17 protein-coding genes are annotated in these 14550 nt (G+C 67.0%); 11 read left to right on the forward strand and 6 right to left on the reverse strand.

Features of this window, described 5'->3' with window-relative positions; translation table 11 throughout:
- Positions 1-22 precede the first annotated feature (22 nt).
- Together QLQ85_RS17855 and QLQ85_RS17860 are read left to right on the forward strand one after the other, a co-directional pair.
- A complete protein-coding gene (locus QLQ85_RS17855; RefSeq protein ID WP_282740241.1) occupies positions 23-742 on the forward strand; it encodes a Crp/Fnr family transcriptional regulator in 720 nt (239 codons plus the stop codon).
- A gap of 213 nt (positions 743-955) precedes the next feature.
- Positions 956-1678: a Crp/Fnr family transcriptional regulator gene (locus QLQ85_RS17860; protein ID WP_282740242.1), complete on the forward strand. Its 723-nt coding sequence runs from the start codon at positions 956-958 to the stop codon at positions 1676-1678.
- Between the two features lie 42 nt (positions 1679-1720).
- Here QLQ85_RS17860 and QLQ85_RS17865 read toward each other — a convergent pair whose 3' ends face one another.
- Both QLQ85_RS17865 and QLQ85_RS17870 read right to left on the reverse strand, forming a co-directional pair.
- Positions 1721-1966, reverse strand: coding sequence for a hypothetical protein (locus QLQ85_RS17865; RefSeq protein ID WP_282740243.1), 246 nt, complete (start codon positions 1964-1966; stop codon positions 1721-1723).
- 196 nt (positions 1967-2162) lie between these two features.
- On the reverse strand, positions 2163-2381 hold the full coding sequence (locus QLQ85_RS17870) for a glycine zipper 2TM domain-containing protein (RefSeq protein ID WP_282740244.1): 219 nt from the start codon (positions 2379-2381) through the stop codon (positions 2163-2165).
- Positions 2382-2967: 586 nt separating this feature from the next.
- Between QLQ85_RS17870 and nadA the strand changes: the two genes are divergently transcribed.
- Positions 2968-3996 carry a quinolinate synthase NadA gene (gene nadA / locus QLQ85_RS17875; protein ID WP_407650406.1) on the forward strand — a complete coding sequence of 343 codons (1029 nt, stop codon included), beginning with the start codon at positions 2968-2970 and terminating at the stop codon, positions 3994-3996.
- Positions 3997-4154: 158 nt separating this feature from the next.
- On the opposite strand, the gene QLQ85_RS17880 is transcribed toward nadA, so the two are convergent.
- Positions 4155-5621, reverse strand: coding sequence for a M48 family metalloprotease (locus tag QLQ85_RS17880; RefSeq protein WP_407650407.1), 1467 nt, complete (start codon positions 5619-5621; stop codon positions 4155-4157).
- A gap of 152 nt (positions 5622-5773) precedes the next feature.
- Here QLQ85_RS17880 and QLQ85_RS17885 point away from each other — a divergent pair, with 152 nt between their 5' ends.
- Together QLQ85_RS17885 and QLQ85_RS17890 are read left to right on the forward strand one after the other, a co-directional pair.
- The gene (locus tag QLQ85_RS17885; RefSeq protein WP_282740248.1) at positions 5774-6022 is read left to right on the forward strand and encodes a sulfurtransferase TusA family protein; all 249 of its coding nucleotides are present in this window, start codon (positions 5774-5776) and stop codon (positions 6020-6022) included.
- Positions 6019-7119: an AI-2E family transporter gene (locus tag QLQ85_RS17890; protein WP_282740249.1), complete on the forward strand. Its 1101-nt coding sequence runs from the start codon at positions 6019-6021 to the stop codon at positions 7117-7119. Before QLQ85_RS17885 ends, QLQ85_RS17890 begins: the two co-directional genes overlap by 4 nt.
- Before the next feature lie 36 nt (positions 7120-7155).
- Here QLQ85_RS17890 and QLQ85_RS17895 read toward each other — a convergent pair whose 3' ends face one another.
- Entirely contained in the window at positions 7156-7632 is a 477-nt protein-coding gene (locus QLQ85_RS17895) for a peroxiredoxin (protein ID WP_282740250.1), read from the reverse strand.
- A gap of 206 nt (positions 7633-7838) precedes the next feature.
- On the opposite strand from QLQ85_RS17895, the gene dapA reads away from it, so the two are divergent.
- Genes dapA through purC form a run of 4 tightly spaced genes read left to right on the forward strand, consistent with a single transcriptional unit; the run spans position 7839 to position 11298 of the window.
- Positions 7839-8723, forward strand: a complete 885-nt coding sequence (gene dapA, locus QLQ85_RS17900) for a 4-hydroxy-tetrahydrodipicolinate synthase (protein ID WP_102627416.1) — start codon at positions 7839-7841, stop codon at positions 8721-8723.
- 48 nt (positions 8724-8771) lie between these two features.
- Positions 8772-9740 (forward strand): lipoprotein, NlpB, encoded by a 969-nt coding sequence (locus tag QLQ85_RS17905; protein WP_282740251.1) that lies wholly within the window; start codon positions 8772-8774, stop codon positions 9738-9740.
- Positions 9740-10543, forward strand: a complete 804-nt coding sequence (locus QLQ85_RS17910; RefSeq protein WP_407650409.1) for an MBL fold metallo-hydrolase — start codon at positions 9740-9742, stop codon at positions 10541-10543. Before QLQ85_RS17905 ends, QLQ85_RS17910 begins: the two co-directional genes overlap by 1 nt.
- A 41-nt stretch (positions 10544-10584) precedes the next feature.
- Complete coding sequence (gene purC / locus QLQ85_RS17915; RefSeq protein WP_282740253.1) at positions 10585-11298, forward strand: phosphoribosylaminoimidazolesuccinocarboxamide synthase; 714 nt, start codon at positions 10585-10587, stop codon at positions 11296-11298.
- A 60-nt stretch (positions 11299-11358) separates the two neighbouring features.
- Here purC and tsaA read toward each other — a convergent pair whose 3' ends face one another.
- Complete coding sequence (tsaA, locus tag QLQ85_RS17920) at positions 11359-12105, reverse strand: tRNA (N6-threonylcarbamoyladenosine(37)-N6)-methyltransferase TrmO (RefSeq protein ID WP_282740254.1); 747 nt, start codon at positions 12103-12105, stop codon at positions 11359-11361.
- 128 nt (positions 12106-12233) lie between these two features.
- Here tsaA and QLQ85_RS17925 point away from each other — a divergent pair, with 128 nt between their 5' ends.
- On the forward strand, positions 12234-12779 hold the full coding sequence (locus QLQ85_RS17925; protein ID WP_282740255.1) for a GNAT family N-acetyltransferase: 546 nt from the start codon (positions 12234-12236) through the stop codon (positions 12777-12779).
- Positions 12780-12781: 2 nt separating this feature from the next.
- On the opposite strand, the gene nadC is transcribed toward QLQ85_RS17925, so the two are convergent.
- Positions 12782-13657, reverse strand: a complete 876-nt coding sequence (nadC, locus tag QLQ85_RS17930) for a carboxylating nicotinate-nucleotide diphosphorylase (RefSeq protein WP_282740256.1) — start codon at positions 13655-13657, stop codon at positions 12782-12784.
- Positions 13658-13744: 87 nt separating this feature from the next.
- On the opposite strand from nadC, the gene ampD reads away from it, so the two are divergent.
- Complete coding sequence (ampD, locus tag QLQ85_RS17935) at positions 13745-14341, forward strand: 1,6-anhydro-N-acetylmuramyl-L-alanine amidase AmpD (RefSeq protein ID WP_282740257.1); 597 nt, start codon at positions 13745-13747, stop codon at positions 14339-14341.
- The last annotated feature ends 209 nt before the right edge of the window (positions 14342-14550 follow it).

Below are 14550 nucleotides of genomic sequence, written 5' to 3' on the forward strand. Positions count from 1 at the left end.
GCTCGATATGGGAGTGTCAGTCATGGCCCTGCAACATGACCCTCGTCAGAATCACTTGCTGGCGGCCCTGCCGAAGGATGAATACCAGCGCTTGGCGCCCCACCTCGAGCGGGTCGAGCTGACGCTGGGGGATTCGCTGGTCGAGTCGGGAAAGGTAATGCGCCATGTCTATTTCCCGACGGATTCCATCGTATCGCTACTGTGCGTCATGGAAGATGGTGATTCGACAGAAATTGCCGTTGTCGGTGCCGAGGGTATCGTCGGTATCTCGCTGTTCATGGGCGGCGAAACCACACCGAGCCGTGCTATCGTGCAGAGTGCTGGCAGCGCCTATCGCCTCAAGGGGCAGCTGCTGAAGGACGAATTCGATCGCGCGTCAACGCTTCAGCACTTGTTATTGCGTTACACCCAGGCCCTGATCACCCAGATGGCCCAGACGGCGGTATGCAACCGGCATCACAGCCTGGATCAGCAGCTGTGTCGCTGGCTGTTGCTGAGTCTGGATCGCTTGCCGACCAACGAGCTGGTCATGACCCAGGAACTGATCGCCAATATGCTTGGCGTTCGTCGCGAGGGCGTCACCGAGTCGGCCGGCAAGCTGCAGAGGGCCGGCCTGATTGCCTACCATCGCGGGCATATCAGCATCCTGGACAGGCCTGGCCTGGAAGCGCGGGTCTGTGAATGCTATGCGGTCGTCAAGAAGGAGTACGATCGCCTGCTGAGCTATCATCGCCCCGGGTGAAGGGACCATTTCCCGCGCGGACCGGTAGGGTTCTCGAGCAGGGCGTGTCCTGGGTGTGTATCCTGGCGCACCGACGGCATAATGATGGACATGCCAGTATTCGCTTAGCGGCTTATCGGTGATTGCCCGATCATCCCCTGGCTGCCGTCGACGTCGGAGCCTAGTGATTTCTTGCCATGTGCCGACTGCCGGTTTTCCACCAGGAGCGTGCACATGAAGCCTTCTACTCCCGGCCCGGTGACCAACCACCTTATCGACAGCTTGCCGCGTCAGGACAGGGCATCTTTCCTTACCGACTGCGAGGCCGTCGAGCTGGTGTTCGGTGAGGTGCTCGCCGAGTCCGGCGGGCGGATCTCGCATGTCTATTTTCCCCTCAACAGCTTCATTTCCCTGATTGCCAACCTGAGTGACGGGGACCGGCTGGAAGTGGCGATGGTCGGCAGTGAAGGCATGTACGGGATGCCCTTGATCCTGGGGCTCGATGAGTCGCCCTGGCACGCCCTGGTGCAGGGCGCCGGGCCGGCACTGCGCATGCCGGCGGCTGCCTTTGGCCGTCACCTGGAGCAGAGCCCTGCGCTTCAGGCGCTGCTGAGGCGCTATCTCTATGTGCTGATGCACCAGCTGTCCCGGGTGGCGGCATGTACCCACTTTCATCAGGTCGAGGCCCGTCTGGCTCGCTGGCTGTTGATGACCCAGGATCGTGCGCACTCGGATCAGCTGCATCTCACCCACGAGTTCCTGGCCATGATGCTGGGGGTGCGCCGTGCCGGCATTACCCTGGCCGCCATGGCGCTTCAGACGCGCCGGTTGATCCGCTATCACCGTGGGGACATCACGGTGCTGGACCGGGCGGGTCTGATCGAGGCCTCTTGTGGCTGCTATGTCTCCGACCGACGCATCTACCGTCGGGTCATCATCGAAGGGGAGGCACCATGAAATCGGCTGGTGCGCCCTGGGAAGGCCGCGCCAGCCGGGACGTCATGACGGCATCTCGGGGCCGATCGCGTTGATGTCCTGGCTCATCAGGTCATCGTCGCCTCCGGCGGTGCGCCTGGCCGGCTCGTCGAGCCCCTCGCCGGGAAGTGTCGCAAGTGGTGCTTCGGGCAAGCGTTCCGGCTTGAAGGGATAGCCGTGCTGCTGTTTGCCCGGCTCGCGGTCGGGCAGGCGCGTGAAGTTTTTGAATGCAGTCGTGGGAGGGTTGGCGTACTGGATGGGGGATGGCATGGCGACCTCGTGTCACTGTCCGGCCTTCACGCTGTCGTGAAGCATCGGTAGCACGACTCTAGCGGACCGCCAGGCCGCCGTCGGTGCGTTAACACACTGACGCCACCGATGCCGCCAACGCTACTGCCCGCGCGGCGACATGGAGAACCCATCAGGGGGCTGCAGTGGCTGTTCGCTGACCGCACCTGGCGAAAGATCACGGTTTACTGACCTCGTGGCCTATCACGCCGCCCACCGCCGCGCCTCCCACGGTGCCGACAGCGGAGCCGCCGGTGAGTACTGAGCCACCAACGGCCCCCACGCCTGCACCCACCACGGTGCTCCTGTCCTGTGCCGACATGCCGGAGCAGGCGGCGAGTGACAGCAGTGCCAAGAAAAAGGCAGTGCCGAGTATTAGATGTTTGATGTGTTTCATGGTGGTGTCACTCGGGTTAAGAGGTCCTGCTCGCAGCGGGAGTTACCTTGGGAGCGGTGCGGCTACGACGGACCGCCACCCTCAGCATAAGGCAGAACGAGAGTGTCATCCGTTTGGTGGCGCACATAGCCCCCGCCGCTGGAGAACAAGGGAGGGCTTGGGTTGTCGGCACCACAGGATGACCCTGGGAGCCAGCTGCTGGCGCCATTGCCGGAGGACGAACTGGTGCGGCTGCTGCCCCATCTGAAGCGAGTGACGTTGCCGTTGGGGAAGTCGCTGTGTGAATCAGGCGGCGTGATGCAGCAGGCCTATTTTTCCTCTCAACAGTTGCATTTCTTGAATGCAGTCGTGGAAGGGGGGAGTGCCCCTTGATCCCGCCGGTGGGTGCCCCCATCCTGTTTACATGACGCTTTTCTGGCCGGGGGTGGTCAATACCCCAGCGTTCTGGTCTAGAATAAGGGTTCGGGTCGACCGTGGCGAAAGACGCAAGGGTCGGCCCCTGGCGTATCGCCCCGCGCGGAGCGCGCGAGCGGCGGTACCTGGTGAATCGCAGGGGGAGCCCCTGCCAGTCGCAGTGGTAGACACGATGACGATCATGACTTCCCGTGTGGAGGTGCGCGAGCACCTGGCACGCGCCTACTGCCCCACCCGGATTCCCGCCGAGGACGAGGCCCGCGTCGACGAGATCAAGCGACTCCTCGAGGCCAACAATGCCGTCCTGGTGGCGCACTACTACACCGACGATGCCATCCAACAGCTGGCCGAGGAGACCGGCGGCTGCGTGGCCGATTCCCTGGAGATGGCCCGCTTCGGCGCCCGCCACGAGGCCGAGACCCTGGTGGTGGCCGGGGTGCGCTTCATGGGCGAGACGGCCAAGATCCTCTCGCCGGAGAAGCGCGTGCTGATGCCGACCCTGGAGGCGACCTGCTCGCTGGACCTGGGGTGCCCGGCCGACGAGTTCGGCGCCTTCTGCGATGCCCATCCCGATCGTACCGTGGTGGTCTATGCCAACACCTCGGCGGCGGTGAAGGCCCGCGCCGACTGGGTGGTGACCTCGTCGATCGCCGTGGAGGTGATCGAGCACCTGCAGTCCCGCGGCGAGAAGATCCTGTGGGCCCCCGACAAGCACCTGGGCGGCTACATCCAGCACAAGACCGGCGCCGACATGCTGCTGTGGGACGGTGCCTGTATCGTCCATGAGGAGTTCAAGGCCAAGGGCGTCGAGGACCTCAAGGCGCTCTATCCGGAGGCCGCGGTGCTGGTGCATCCCGAGTCGCCGGCGGCGGTGGTCGGCCTGGCCGACGTGGCGGGTTCCACCTCGCAGCTGATCAAGGCGGCGAAGGAGCTGCCCAACGACAAGCTGATCGTGGCCACCGACCGCGGCATCTTCTTCAAGATGCAGCAGGCGGTGCCGGGCAAGACCCTGTTCGAGGCGCCCACTGCCGGCAACGGCGCGACCTGCAAGAGCTGCGCGCACTGCCCGTGGATGGCGATGAACGCCCTGGACAACCTGGCCGGCGCCCTGCGCCATGGCAGCGGCGAGATCGTCGTCGACGACGAGCTGCGTCGGGCCGCGCTCAAGCCGCTGGAGCGGATGCTCAATTTCAAGAAGTAAGTCACGCCCCGGCGTTACGCTCGGCGCAGGCACGGCTCGCTTGCGTCGGCGTCCCGGCTGAATCGCTTGCCTGCCCCTTGGCGTGGCTAACGCGCGACCATCCTGACTTCCAGCTTCCAGCTTCCAGCTTCCAGCTTCCAGCTTCCAGCTTCCAGCTGTCAGAACTTCTCCAGCGTTTCCCGGTAGCCGAGGAAGTCCTTGCGGCGCTGTTCGATGCGGCTGGCGGCGGTGGTGTCGCCGTCGCGTTCGGCGACCCCCTTGGCCACGCCGAGCTGGCGGATGGCGCTGTCGATGCGCCCGGTGAGCTGCATTTGCTCGGCGCGGGCCAGGTGCCCCCAGGCCTCGCGATCACTGCGCCCGGCGGCCTCGGCCAGCAGGGTGAATACCTGGGGATCCTCGGGGCGGCGCTCGGACAGCTCGCGCAGCACCCGCCACGCCTCATCGGGGTCGCGCTGCAACAGCGCTTCGCCGAGCAGCCGGGTCGTGGGCACATGGCCGGGCATCAAGCGCAACTGGCGCCGGCTGCGCTCGATGGCGTCATCGTAGCGGCCGGCCTTGAAAGCCACCTCGGCGGCCGAGGCGGGGAGTAGCGCCAGGTCGGGCCACTCCCGGGCCAGGGCATCCAGCTCGCGCAGGGCGGTATCCACGTTGCCCCGCTCGGCGTCGATCAGCGCCGCCAGGTAGCGCCGGGCACTCTCGGGAGTCTCTCCCTGGGCGAGGCGTGTGGCGGCCTGCTGCGGGTCGCGTTGGTGAATCGTCAGCAGCGCCCTGGCCCTGACCAGCGAGTACTGGAGGTCCTCGTCGCGGGGCCTGTCGACCCGGAGTTGGCTGGCGCGATCCTGGGTATCGCTGAGGCGAGACTCGGTCACCGGGTGGGTCATCAGGAATTCCGGCGGGTTGCCACCCTGCAAGTTGGCCATGCGTTGCATGGCGCGGAACATGCGCACCATGGCCTGGGGGTCGTAACCGGCCTGGGCCATGGCCTGCAGGCCGATGCGGTCGGCCTCCCGTTCGAAGCGTCGGGAGTAGGCGAGCTGGTCCTGGATGAAGGCCGCCTGCGAGCCCATCGCCACGCCGATGCCGGCATCGCCTCCACCGCTGGCGGCGATCAGCATGCCGGCCAGCATGGCGGCCATGGCCGGGATCTGGGTCTGCTCGGCGCGGGCCTGGCCACGTGCATAGTGGCGCTGCGAGAGGTGGCCGAGCTCGTGGGCCAGTACCGAGATCAGCGCGGCCTCCTCGTCGGCGAAGGCGAACAGGCCGGCATTGACGCCGACCACGCCGCCCGGCACGGCGAAGGCGTTGAGCATGCGGCTATCGACCAGGGTGACGAGGGTATTGGTGTCCACCAGGCCGCTGTGGGGCAGCAGTTGGGTGACCAGCCCCTCCACGTACTCCTGGGCGATGGGGTCGTCCCAGCCGGGTGCCCGGGCGCGGAACTGTCTGAGCCAGGCGCGGCCCAGCCGTGTCTCCTCGCCGCTGATCGCCTGGCTGTCGCTGCTGGTCAGGCTGGGCAGGCCGTAGTCGCCGCTCGACTGGTCATCGATCCACTGAGCGGAGGTCGGCTGAGCCAGCGCCAGGCTCAGCGCACAGGCGGCGAGGCAGGTTGTGGCAATCCGGGGCATGGCCATCCTCTTTTGCGGCAGGGCAGACGGCGGGAGTTTCCCTCCGACATTGATTCGGCCTGTAAAGTGCCTTTAAATCTCAAGGGTTTTCATGTCGAGCGGCGCCTGCCTGGTGCCCGGCATGCCCTGAACGCATTCTCCCGGGAGACAACATGGCTGTGCAACCCGATGACGTGCTCGACGCCCGCGGTCTTCCCTGCCCCCTGCCACTGCTCAAGGCCAAGCAGGCGCTGGCGCGCCTCGAGCCTGGCCAACTGCTCGAGGTGATGGCCACCGATGCCGGCTCCTGGCGTGACTTCGAGACCTTCATCGCGCAGAGCATCCACGAAATGCCGGCCAGGGAAGAGCGCGGCGACGTCTTCCACTACTGGATTCGCAAGGGCGGGGAGCCTGCCGCATGACCCTGCGCGCCGTCTTCAAGAGTTGGATCGACCACTACTTCTCCGACGAGGAGGCGGTGATCCTGCTGGTGGTGCTGGTGCTGGGGTTCGCCGCGGTGATCTGGTTCGGGCGCATGCTGGCGCCCTTCTTCATCGCCCTGGTGATCGCCTTCCTGCTGCAGGGGGCGGTGAGTTGGCTGGAGCGTCGTGGAGTGCCGCACCTGCTGGCGGTGATCCTGGTGTTCCTCGGCTTCCTCGGCATGCTGATGGCGATGGCCTTCATCCTGCTGCCGCTGATCTGGAACCAGCTCGTCAGCCTGGTGCAGGAGGCGCCGCGCATGTTCGCCAGCGGCCAGCAGCTGCTGGACGACCTCCAGGAGCGCTATCCTAACCTGGTGACGCCGGACCAGATCCAGAGCTGGATCGGCGTGGCCGGGCGTGAGATGACGCAGTTCGGCCAGCGGGCGCTGACGCTGTCGCTGGCCTCGCTGGGCAATGTCATCGCCCTGATCGTCTACCTTATCCTGGTGCCGATCCTGGTGTTCTTCATGCTCAAGGATCGCGACACCCTGGTGGCCTTCATGGTGTCGCTGCTGCCCCAGCAGCGTACCCTGATGACGCGGATCTGGCAGGAGATGGACGACCAGATCGCCAACTACGTACGTGGCAAGTTCATCGAGATCATCATCGTCGGCACCGTGGCCTTCCTGACCTTCGCCTTCTTTGGGCTGCCCTATTCGGCGCTGCTGGCGGTGATGGTGGGCTTCTCGGTGCTGGTGCCCTATATCGGTGCCGCCGTGGCCACCCTGCCGGTGGCGGCGGTGGCCGGCTTCCACTTCGGCATGACCGACGAATTCCTCTACGTGGTACTCGCCTACGGCGTCATCCAGGCGCTGGACGGCAACGTCCTGTCGCCGATCCTGTTCTCGGAGGCGGTCAATATACATCCGGTGTCGATCATCCTGGCGATACTCTTCTTCGGCGGAATCTGGGGCTTCTGGGGGGTCTTCTTCGCCATTCCGCTGGCGACCCTGCTCAAGGCGCTAGTCTACGCCTGGCCGCGGGGCATCAAGAAGCGGCAGAAGAATGAGGCGGTGGAATCCCTGGCCGAGGAGTGAGCACCACCGCCCGGCGTGCGGGCGGTGAGAGAGGGCTCAGGAGGCGGCGTTCAGCTCCCGGGCGGCGTCGAGCACCTCCTCGGCGTGGCCGGGTACCTTGACCCCGCGCCACTCCCGGGCGAGCCTGCCCTCGGCATCGATCAGGAAGGTGCTGCGCGCGATGCCGAGGTGTTCCTTGCCGTAGAGCTTCTTGAGCTTGATGACATCGAACAGCCGGCAGACGGTTTCGTCCTGGTCGGAGATCAGCTCGAAGTTGAAGCCCTGCTTGGCCTTGAAGTTCTCCTGGGCGCGGAGGCCGTCGCGGGAGACGCCGAGGATCATGGTGTTGGCGGCATCGAAGGCGCCCTTGCGGTCGCGGAAGTCGCCGCCCTCGGTGGTACAGCCGGGGGTACTGGCCTTGGGATAGAAGTAGACCACCACCTGCCGGCCTTGTAGGTCGGAGAGGTTCACGCGGGTGTCGCCGGTGGCGCTGGCGCTGAAGTCGGGCACGGGCTGGCCGATGCTGACGCTCATGGAAGGCTCCTTCTGCCGATGGGGGCTCCCGATTACACGCAACCACGGGCGTGCTGTAAAGTCTCGCCTGCCCGTGCTGTACAGGCTTTGATCGCCTGAGTACCATCTACCCCCTGGCGTTGGTGCCATTGTCCGAGGCGTGTCCCCGCATTCGAGGGGCAGACGCAGCAGTCGTATCGCGTAGTAGCATCGAGAGGAATGTGAGGATGATCACTGGCAGTATCGTCGCCCTGGCGACGCCGATGAAGGTCAATGGCGACATCGATTGGGAGGCGCTGCGCCGCCTGGTGAACTTCCACCTCGAGAACGGTACCGACGGCATCGTCGCCGCCGGCACTACCGGCGAGCCCACCACCATGTCCTTCGCCGAGCACTTCGATGTGATTCGTGCCGTGGTGGAGGAGGTCGACGGGCGCATACCGGTGATCGCCGGCACCGGGGCCAACGCCACCTCCGAGGCCGTCGAGCTGGCCCGCTACGCTGGCGAGGTGGGAGCCGACTACTGCCTGTCGGTGTGTCCCTACTACAACAAGCCGACCCAGGAAGGCCTCTACCAGCACTTCAAGGCGGTGGCCGAGGGCAGCAAGTTACCGGTGATTCTCTACAACGTGCCGGGACGTACCTGCTCCGATCTCTACAACGAGACGGTGCTGCGCCTGGCCGAGGTCGACAACATCATCGGGCTCAAGGATGCCACCGGCAACCTGGAACGGGCCGAGGACCTGATCGCCCGCCTCAAGGGCAGCGACTTCATGCTCTACTCCGGCGACGACGGGACGGCCTGCGACTTCATGCTGATGGGGGGCCATGGCGACATCTCGGTGACCGCCAACGTCGCGCCCCGGGCGATGCACGAGCTGTGCGCCGCGGCCGTGGCCGGTGACGCCGACAAGGCGCACCAGATCAACACCCGGCTGATGCCCCTGCACACCAACCTCGGCATCGAGTCGAACCCCATCCCCGTCAAGTGGGCGCTGCACCGCATGGGCCTGATCGAGCCCGGCATTCGTCTGCCACTGACATGGCTGTCCGAGAAGTATCACTCCACCATCGGCGAGGCCCTGCAGCTGGCCGGCCTGATCGACGACTGACCGGTGCTCGGGCGCCGGAACCTGGACAACCTGATGCAAGGTGGACGCATGAACTCTGCGCTGAAATGGATGCCGCTGGTGGCGGCCATCGCCCTGGCCACGGCCGGTTGCGCCCGTGAAGGCTACTACCACGACCGCAACATCGACTACGCGGATGCCAGCGGCAGCTCGCCGCTGATCCTGCCTGACACCCGCAACCCCAACCGCTATCGTGATGCCATGCCGGTACCCGAAGCGGCAAGCGACTTTCGGGCACCTGGCGATGGCTTCGAGGCCCCGAGCCCGCAGCCGCTGGCGGCCGGGCGTGCCACCGAGCGTGACTTCGTCGAGCGTCGCAGCATCGGCCGCGACAGCTGGCTGGTGGTCGGTGCCGATCCCGGTACGGTCTGGCCCCAGCTCGAGGACTTCGCCCGTACCCGTGGCCTGCAGGTGACCGCCAGCGACTCCTCGCGCGGCGTGCTCGAGACCTCCCGGGCGCGCCTCAGCGTGCGTCAGGGATTGCGCGCAGGTGACAGCGAGGTGCGTTGCGACCAGGGCGGGAATCCGGTGGCGGCCTGTCTCGAGGAGATGGAGCAGTACTTCGGCGCACGCAGCGCCTCGGCAAGCTCGTCGTCGCTGGCCGCCCAGCGCCTGGCCGGTGAGGAGCGCCTGCGCCTCGAGCAGCGGGGCGACGACTGGGTGGTGGCCATTCCGCTGGATATCGATCGCACCTGGGCCGAGCTCAGCCACCAGCTGCAGCTGGACTTCACCGTGGAGGAGCGCCGTGAGCTGCTCGACAGCGATCCCGCCGCCCACGACTTCCTGATCAGCTACATGACCCAAGCCGAGCGCAATCGTAACCCGCTGCAGATCGTCTTCAGCCCCGACGTGCGCCAGATGTCCCAGCAGATCCGCCTGGTGCTGGAGTCCGCGGGCCCCGACCGGACCGTGCTGCGGGCCGAGAACGCCAGCGAGCGCGCCTTCACCCCCGAGGACCAGCGCGAGCTGCTCGAGCGGGTGTCGGGCCTGCTGCGCTGATGGTGACCCGGGTGGCCGAGTCACGCCCACCCGTCGGTACGCTGCGCTTCGCCTCCCTGGGCAGCGGCAGCAAGGGCAACGCGACCCTGGTCAGCGACGGCGAGACCCACCTGCTGGTCGATTGCGGCTTCGGGCTGCGCGAGACCGAGCGCCGGCTGGCCGGCTTCGGCCTGCATCCGCGCCAGCTCGACGCGGTGCTGGTGACCCACGAGCATGGTGACCACGTGCGCGGGGTCGGCCCCCTGGCTCGCCGCCACGGGGTGCCGGTGTACCTGACCCCCGGTACCTGGAGTTCGGGGCGCCTCGGCGAGTTGCCCGGCCATCACTGGGTCACCCCCCAGGCCCGCTTTGCCATCAAGGGACTCACCATCGACCCGGTCACCGTGCCCCACGACGCCCGCGAACCGGTGCAGTTCCGTTTCCATGCCGGGGGGCGTAGCCTCGGCGTGCTCACCGACCTGGGTCACCCCACCGACCATGTGGCCAGGGCCTTCGCCGGCTGCGACGCCCTGGTGCTGGAGTGCAACCACGATGTGCGCATGCTCGCCGAGGGCCCCTACCCGCCGCGACTCAAGCGGCGGGTGGGCGGCGACTGGGGCCACCTGGCCAACGCCCAGGCAGCGGCACTGCTGGCGCGGCTGGGGCTCGATCGCCTGCAGCGCATCGTCTGCTCGCACCTCTCCGAACACAACAACCGCCCCGAGCTGGCGCTGGAGGCCCTGGTGCCGCTGCTCGATGGCGACGAATCACGGCTGATGATCGCCGCCCAGGACACCGGCCTGGCGTGGCAGGCCATCGGTTGATTTCCCATACTCTCTCGTATTCGCAGCCTGTGGAGGCTCCCATGGAAAAGCGTCAAGAACTCTATGCCGGCAAGGCCAAGTCGGTCTTCGCCACCGACGACCCGGACCGTCTGGTCCTGCACTTCCGCGACGACACCAGCGCCTTCGACGGCGAACGCATGGAGTCGCTGGCGCGCAAGGGGATGGTCAACAACCGGTTCAATGCCTTCATCATGGCCAAGCTCCAGGCGGCCGGCATTCCCACCCATTTCGACGGCCTGCTCTCCGACACCGAGAGCCTGGTCAAGAAGCTCGAGATGATCCCGGTGGAGTGCGTGGTGCGCAACATCGCCGCCGGCGGCCTGGTCAAGCGCCTCGGCGTGGAGGAGGGCAGTGAGCTCACCCCGCCCACCTTCGAGCTGTTCCTCAAGAACGATGCCCTCCACGACCCGATGATCAACGAGTCGCTGGCCGAGACCTTCGGCTGGGCCACGCCCGAGCAGCTGGCCGAGATGAAGGCGCTGACCTTCAGGGTCAACGAGGTGCTCAAGGCGCTGTTCGCCGAGGGTGGCCTGCTGCTCGTCGACTACAAGCTGGAATTCGGCCTGTTCAAGGGCGAGATCGTGCTCGGCGACGAGTTCTCGCCGGACGGCTGTCGCCTGTGGGACGCCGCGACCCGCGAGAAGCTCGACAAGGATCGCTTCCGCCAGGGCCTGGGCGGGGTGATCGAGGCTTACGAGGAGGTGGGGCGGCGCATCGGTGTCGATTTTGGCTGATATCGTCTCTCGTCTCGACGCGAAGGGCCCCAGCCGGGCCCTTCGTCGTTTTGGCGCGGTTCATGCCGGGACGATCTCCACGACCCGCAGTCGGACGTCCCCCGCCGGATCGGCCTCGGCACGAAAGCGCACATCCACGTCGCGCAGCCGCACGCCATAGACCCGGGCGTCATCGCCACCGAGCGTGCGCCGGTGATAGGCGGGGCGGGGGTCCTGGGCCAGCACCTGGTGGATCAGGGCGCGCAGCGAAGCGCCGTCGGCGCGCTTCGCCAGGGTCGCCTCGACCTCGGGCGCGAAGGTCACCGGCAGCAGGGGCGGGGCCTCGGGGGCGAAGCCGGCGCGGGCCTCGGGGCGGGCTTCCGCCCACGGCAGGTAGGGCTTGATGTCGAGCACCGGGGTGCCGCTGACCAGGTCGCACCCGCCCAGCACCAGGCGTACCCCGCGGCGGGTGTCGATCTCGACCAGCTCCACCAGCGAGAGCCCCAGGCGGTTGGGGCGGTGGGTGCTGCGGCTGGCGAAGACCCCGACCCTGGCGTTGCCGCCGAGCCGCGGGGGGCGTACCAGGGGCGTCCAGCGCTCAGGACTTTGATGAAACACGAAGGTGAGCCAGAGGTGGCTGAACGTTTCCAGCCCCCTCACCGCCAGCGGGTCGTCGTGGGGCGGCGTCAGCGCCAGGCTGGCGCGCGCGGCCGGGGCCAGCCCCGGCTGGCGGGGAATGCCGAACTTGTCCGGGTAGTCGCTCTCGATGACGCCGATCGGGGTCATCGCGAAGCCGGGGGCAGCGGGGGAGGAGGGCGTCGCGATCATGTCGGGATTATGCCCGCTCGCCGGCGTCGGGGCGAGGGGGATTGGCCGCGAGGCCCGGCTTGTGTAGGCTGCGGCTCGGCACCGGGCGTGCCACTTTCGATCCCCGACCCATCGCAGGGCAGACACCGATGAGCCAGATCACCACCGAGCACGGGGCAGCGGGTGCCGGGCAGGCACCGCGGGCACCGCGGATCCTCTACCGTGGCGCCCTGGCCAAGGACGCCGCCGACCAGGCCGAGGTCTTCCATCACGCCGTGATGCAGGGAGCCACGGCCCACTACGGGTTGGCCGAGCGCGAGGCCTGGGCGGCGGCATTGCCCCGGGAAGCCTGCGCCTGGGCGGCACGCCAGGCGCTCTTCACCACTCTGGTGGCGACCTGCGACGGTCGTTGCGTCGGGTTTCTCGAGCTCGATATTCCCCGGGGGCGCATCGTGACGCTCTATGTCTGGCCGTCGCTGGCCCGTCGCGGCATCGGCTCGACCCTGCTGGTGCATGCCGAGCGGTTGCTGCTCGAGCACGGGGTGGGGCGGGCCCGCATCGACGCCAGCCTGGTACTGGTCGGCGGATTGATGCGCCGGGGCTGGCGGGATCTCGGTGAGGAGTGGGTGGAGCGCGGCGGTGAGCGGCTGTGCCGTCACCGCCTGGAGAAATCCCTGGTCGCCGTGGAGACCTGAGGTCAGCCGGCGTTGCCTTGCTCGATCAGCCGCATTGACAGGTCGATGGCCTTGAGGTCCTTGGTCAGGGCGCCGCTGGAGATGCAGTCGACGCCGGTCTCGGCGATCGTGCGCAGGGTGGTCTCGTCGACGTTGCCGGAGGCCTCCAGCGTGGCGCGCCCCGCATTGCGCTTCACCGCCTCGCGCATGTCGTCGAGCGAGAAGTTGTCGAGCATCACGATGTCGGCGCCGGCCGCGAGGGCCTGATCGAGCTCGTCGAAGGTCTCCACCTCGACTTCCACCGGCAGGTCGCGAGCGATGTTGCGGGCTTCCCGCACCGCCGCGGCGATGCCGCCGCAGGCGGCGATATGGTTTTCCTTGATCAGGAAGGCGTCATAGAGGCCGATGCGGTGGTTGTGGCCACCACCGCAGGTCACCGCATACTTCTGTGCCAGGCGCAGGCCGGGCAGGGTCTTGCGGGTATCCAGCAGGCGCACCCCGGTGCCGGCGAGCAGGTCCACATAGTGGCGGGTGCGGGTGGCCGTGGCCGAGAGGGTCTGCAGCAGGTTGAGCGCCGCGCGTTCGCCGGTCAGCAGGCTGCGGGCCGGGCCCTCGAGTTCGAGAAAGGCCTGGCCTGCCTCGAGCCGGTCGCCGTCGGCGGCATTCCAGCGCAGCGTGACGCTGGCATCGAGGCGTCGGAACAGCTCATCGACCCAGGCGACGCCACACAGCACGGCGGTCTCGCGGGTAATGACCCGGGCCGTCGCCCGCTGGCGGTCGGGGATCAGCTCGGCGGTGATATCACCGGGGCCGACATCCTCGGCCAGCAGCCGGGCGGCGGCGTCGCGGATCTCTTCGCCGAGCTTTTGGTGATAAAGAGGGGCGTCCTGATTATGCATGGCGGGCCTGTCACTCTCCAGGGGGTGCGATGAGCGTTCGAGGCGTCCATTATAGAGAATCCACACGGAAGACGTCAGGGGAAGGCGATGCCGATCGATGCGGGATGGCTGTCAGGCGCGCGGCGGGTGCCGTCGCCCAACCAGGATGCACGCCCCGAGGGCGAGGTCTCGCTGCTGGTGCTGCACTCCATCAGCCTGCCGCCAGGGCAGTTCGGCGGCGAGCACATCGAACGCCTGTTCACCAATCGCCTCGACCCCGAGGCGCACCCCTACTTCGCCGCCATCGTCGACCTGCGCGTTTCGGCGCACCTGCTGATCCGGCGTGACGGCGAGTGCGTGCAGTTCGTGCCCTTCGAGGCGCGGGCCTGGCACGCCGGCCGGTCGCACTGGTGCGACGAGGGCTGGCCGCGAACCGCCCTCAACGACTTCTCCATCGGCATCGAACTGGAGGGCGACGAGATCACGCCCTATACGCTCGCCCAGTACCGGGCACTGGCGGCGACCACCGCCGCGCTGCTGACCACCTATCCGGCACTGACCGGACGACGCATCACCAGCCATGCCCGGGTGGCGCCGCTACGCAAGAGCGATCCGGGCCCGGCCTTCGACTGGGCCTACTTTCGCCAACTGCTGGGCTCGCAATGTTGGAAAGACTACGCAGTTCGGGGCGGAAGATGGACGTGAGCGATCACGCTGAATGGCACGCTTGATTCATACGGTAGTTCGGTTACAAGCCCTTGACCTTGGTCGAGTTCGTGGCCATGACGCGTACGTAATCCCTTGTGTTACGGCGCAATGATCATTTTGTGAAAAATATTTCCATTTCTTCTTGAATTGGCAGGGCGGGACGATTACGGTATCTTCTCCCGCACCAGCGGCGGGTATGCCGAGCC

The sequence above is a fragment of the Halomonas kalidii genome, from assembly GCF_030010475.1.
GTDB classification, from domain to species: Bacteria; Pseudomonadota; Gammaproteobacteria; order Pseudomonadales; family Halomonadaceae; genus Halomonas; species Halomonas heilongjiangensis.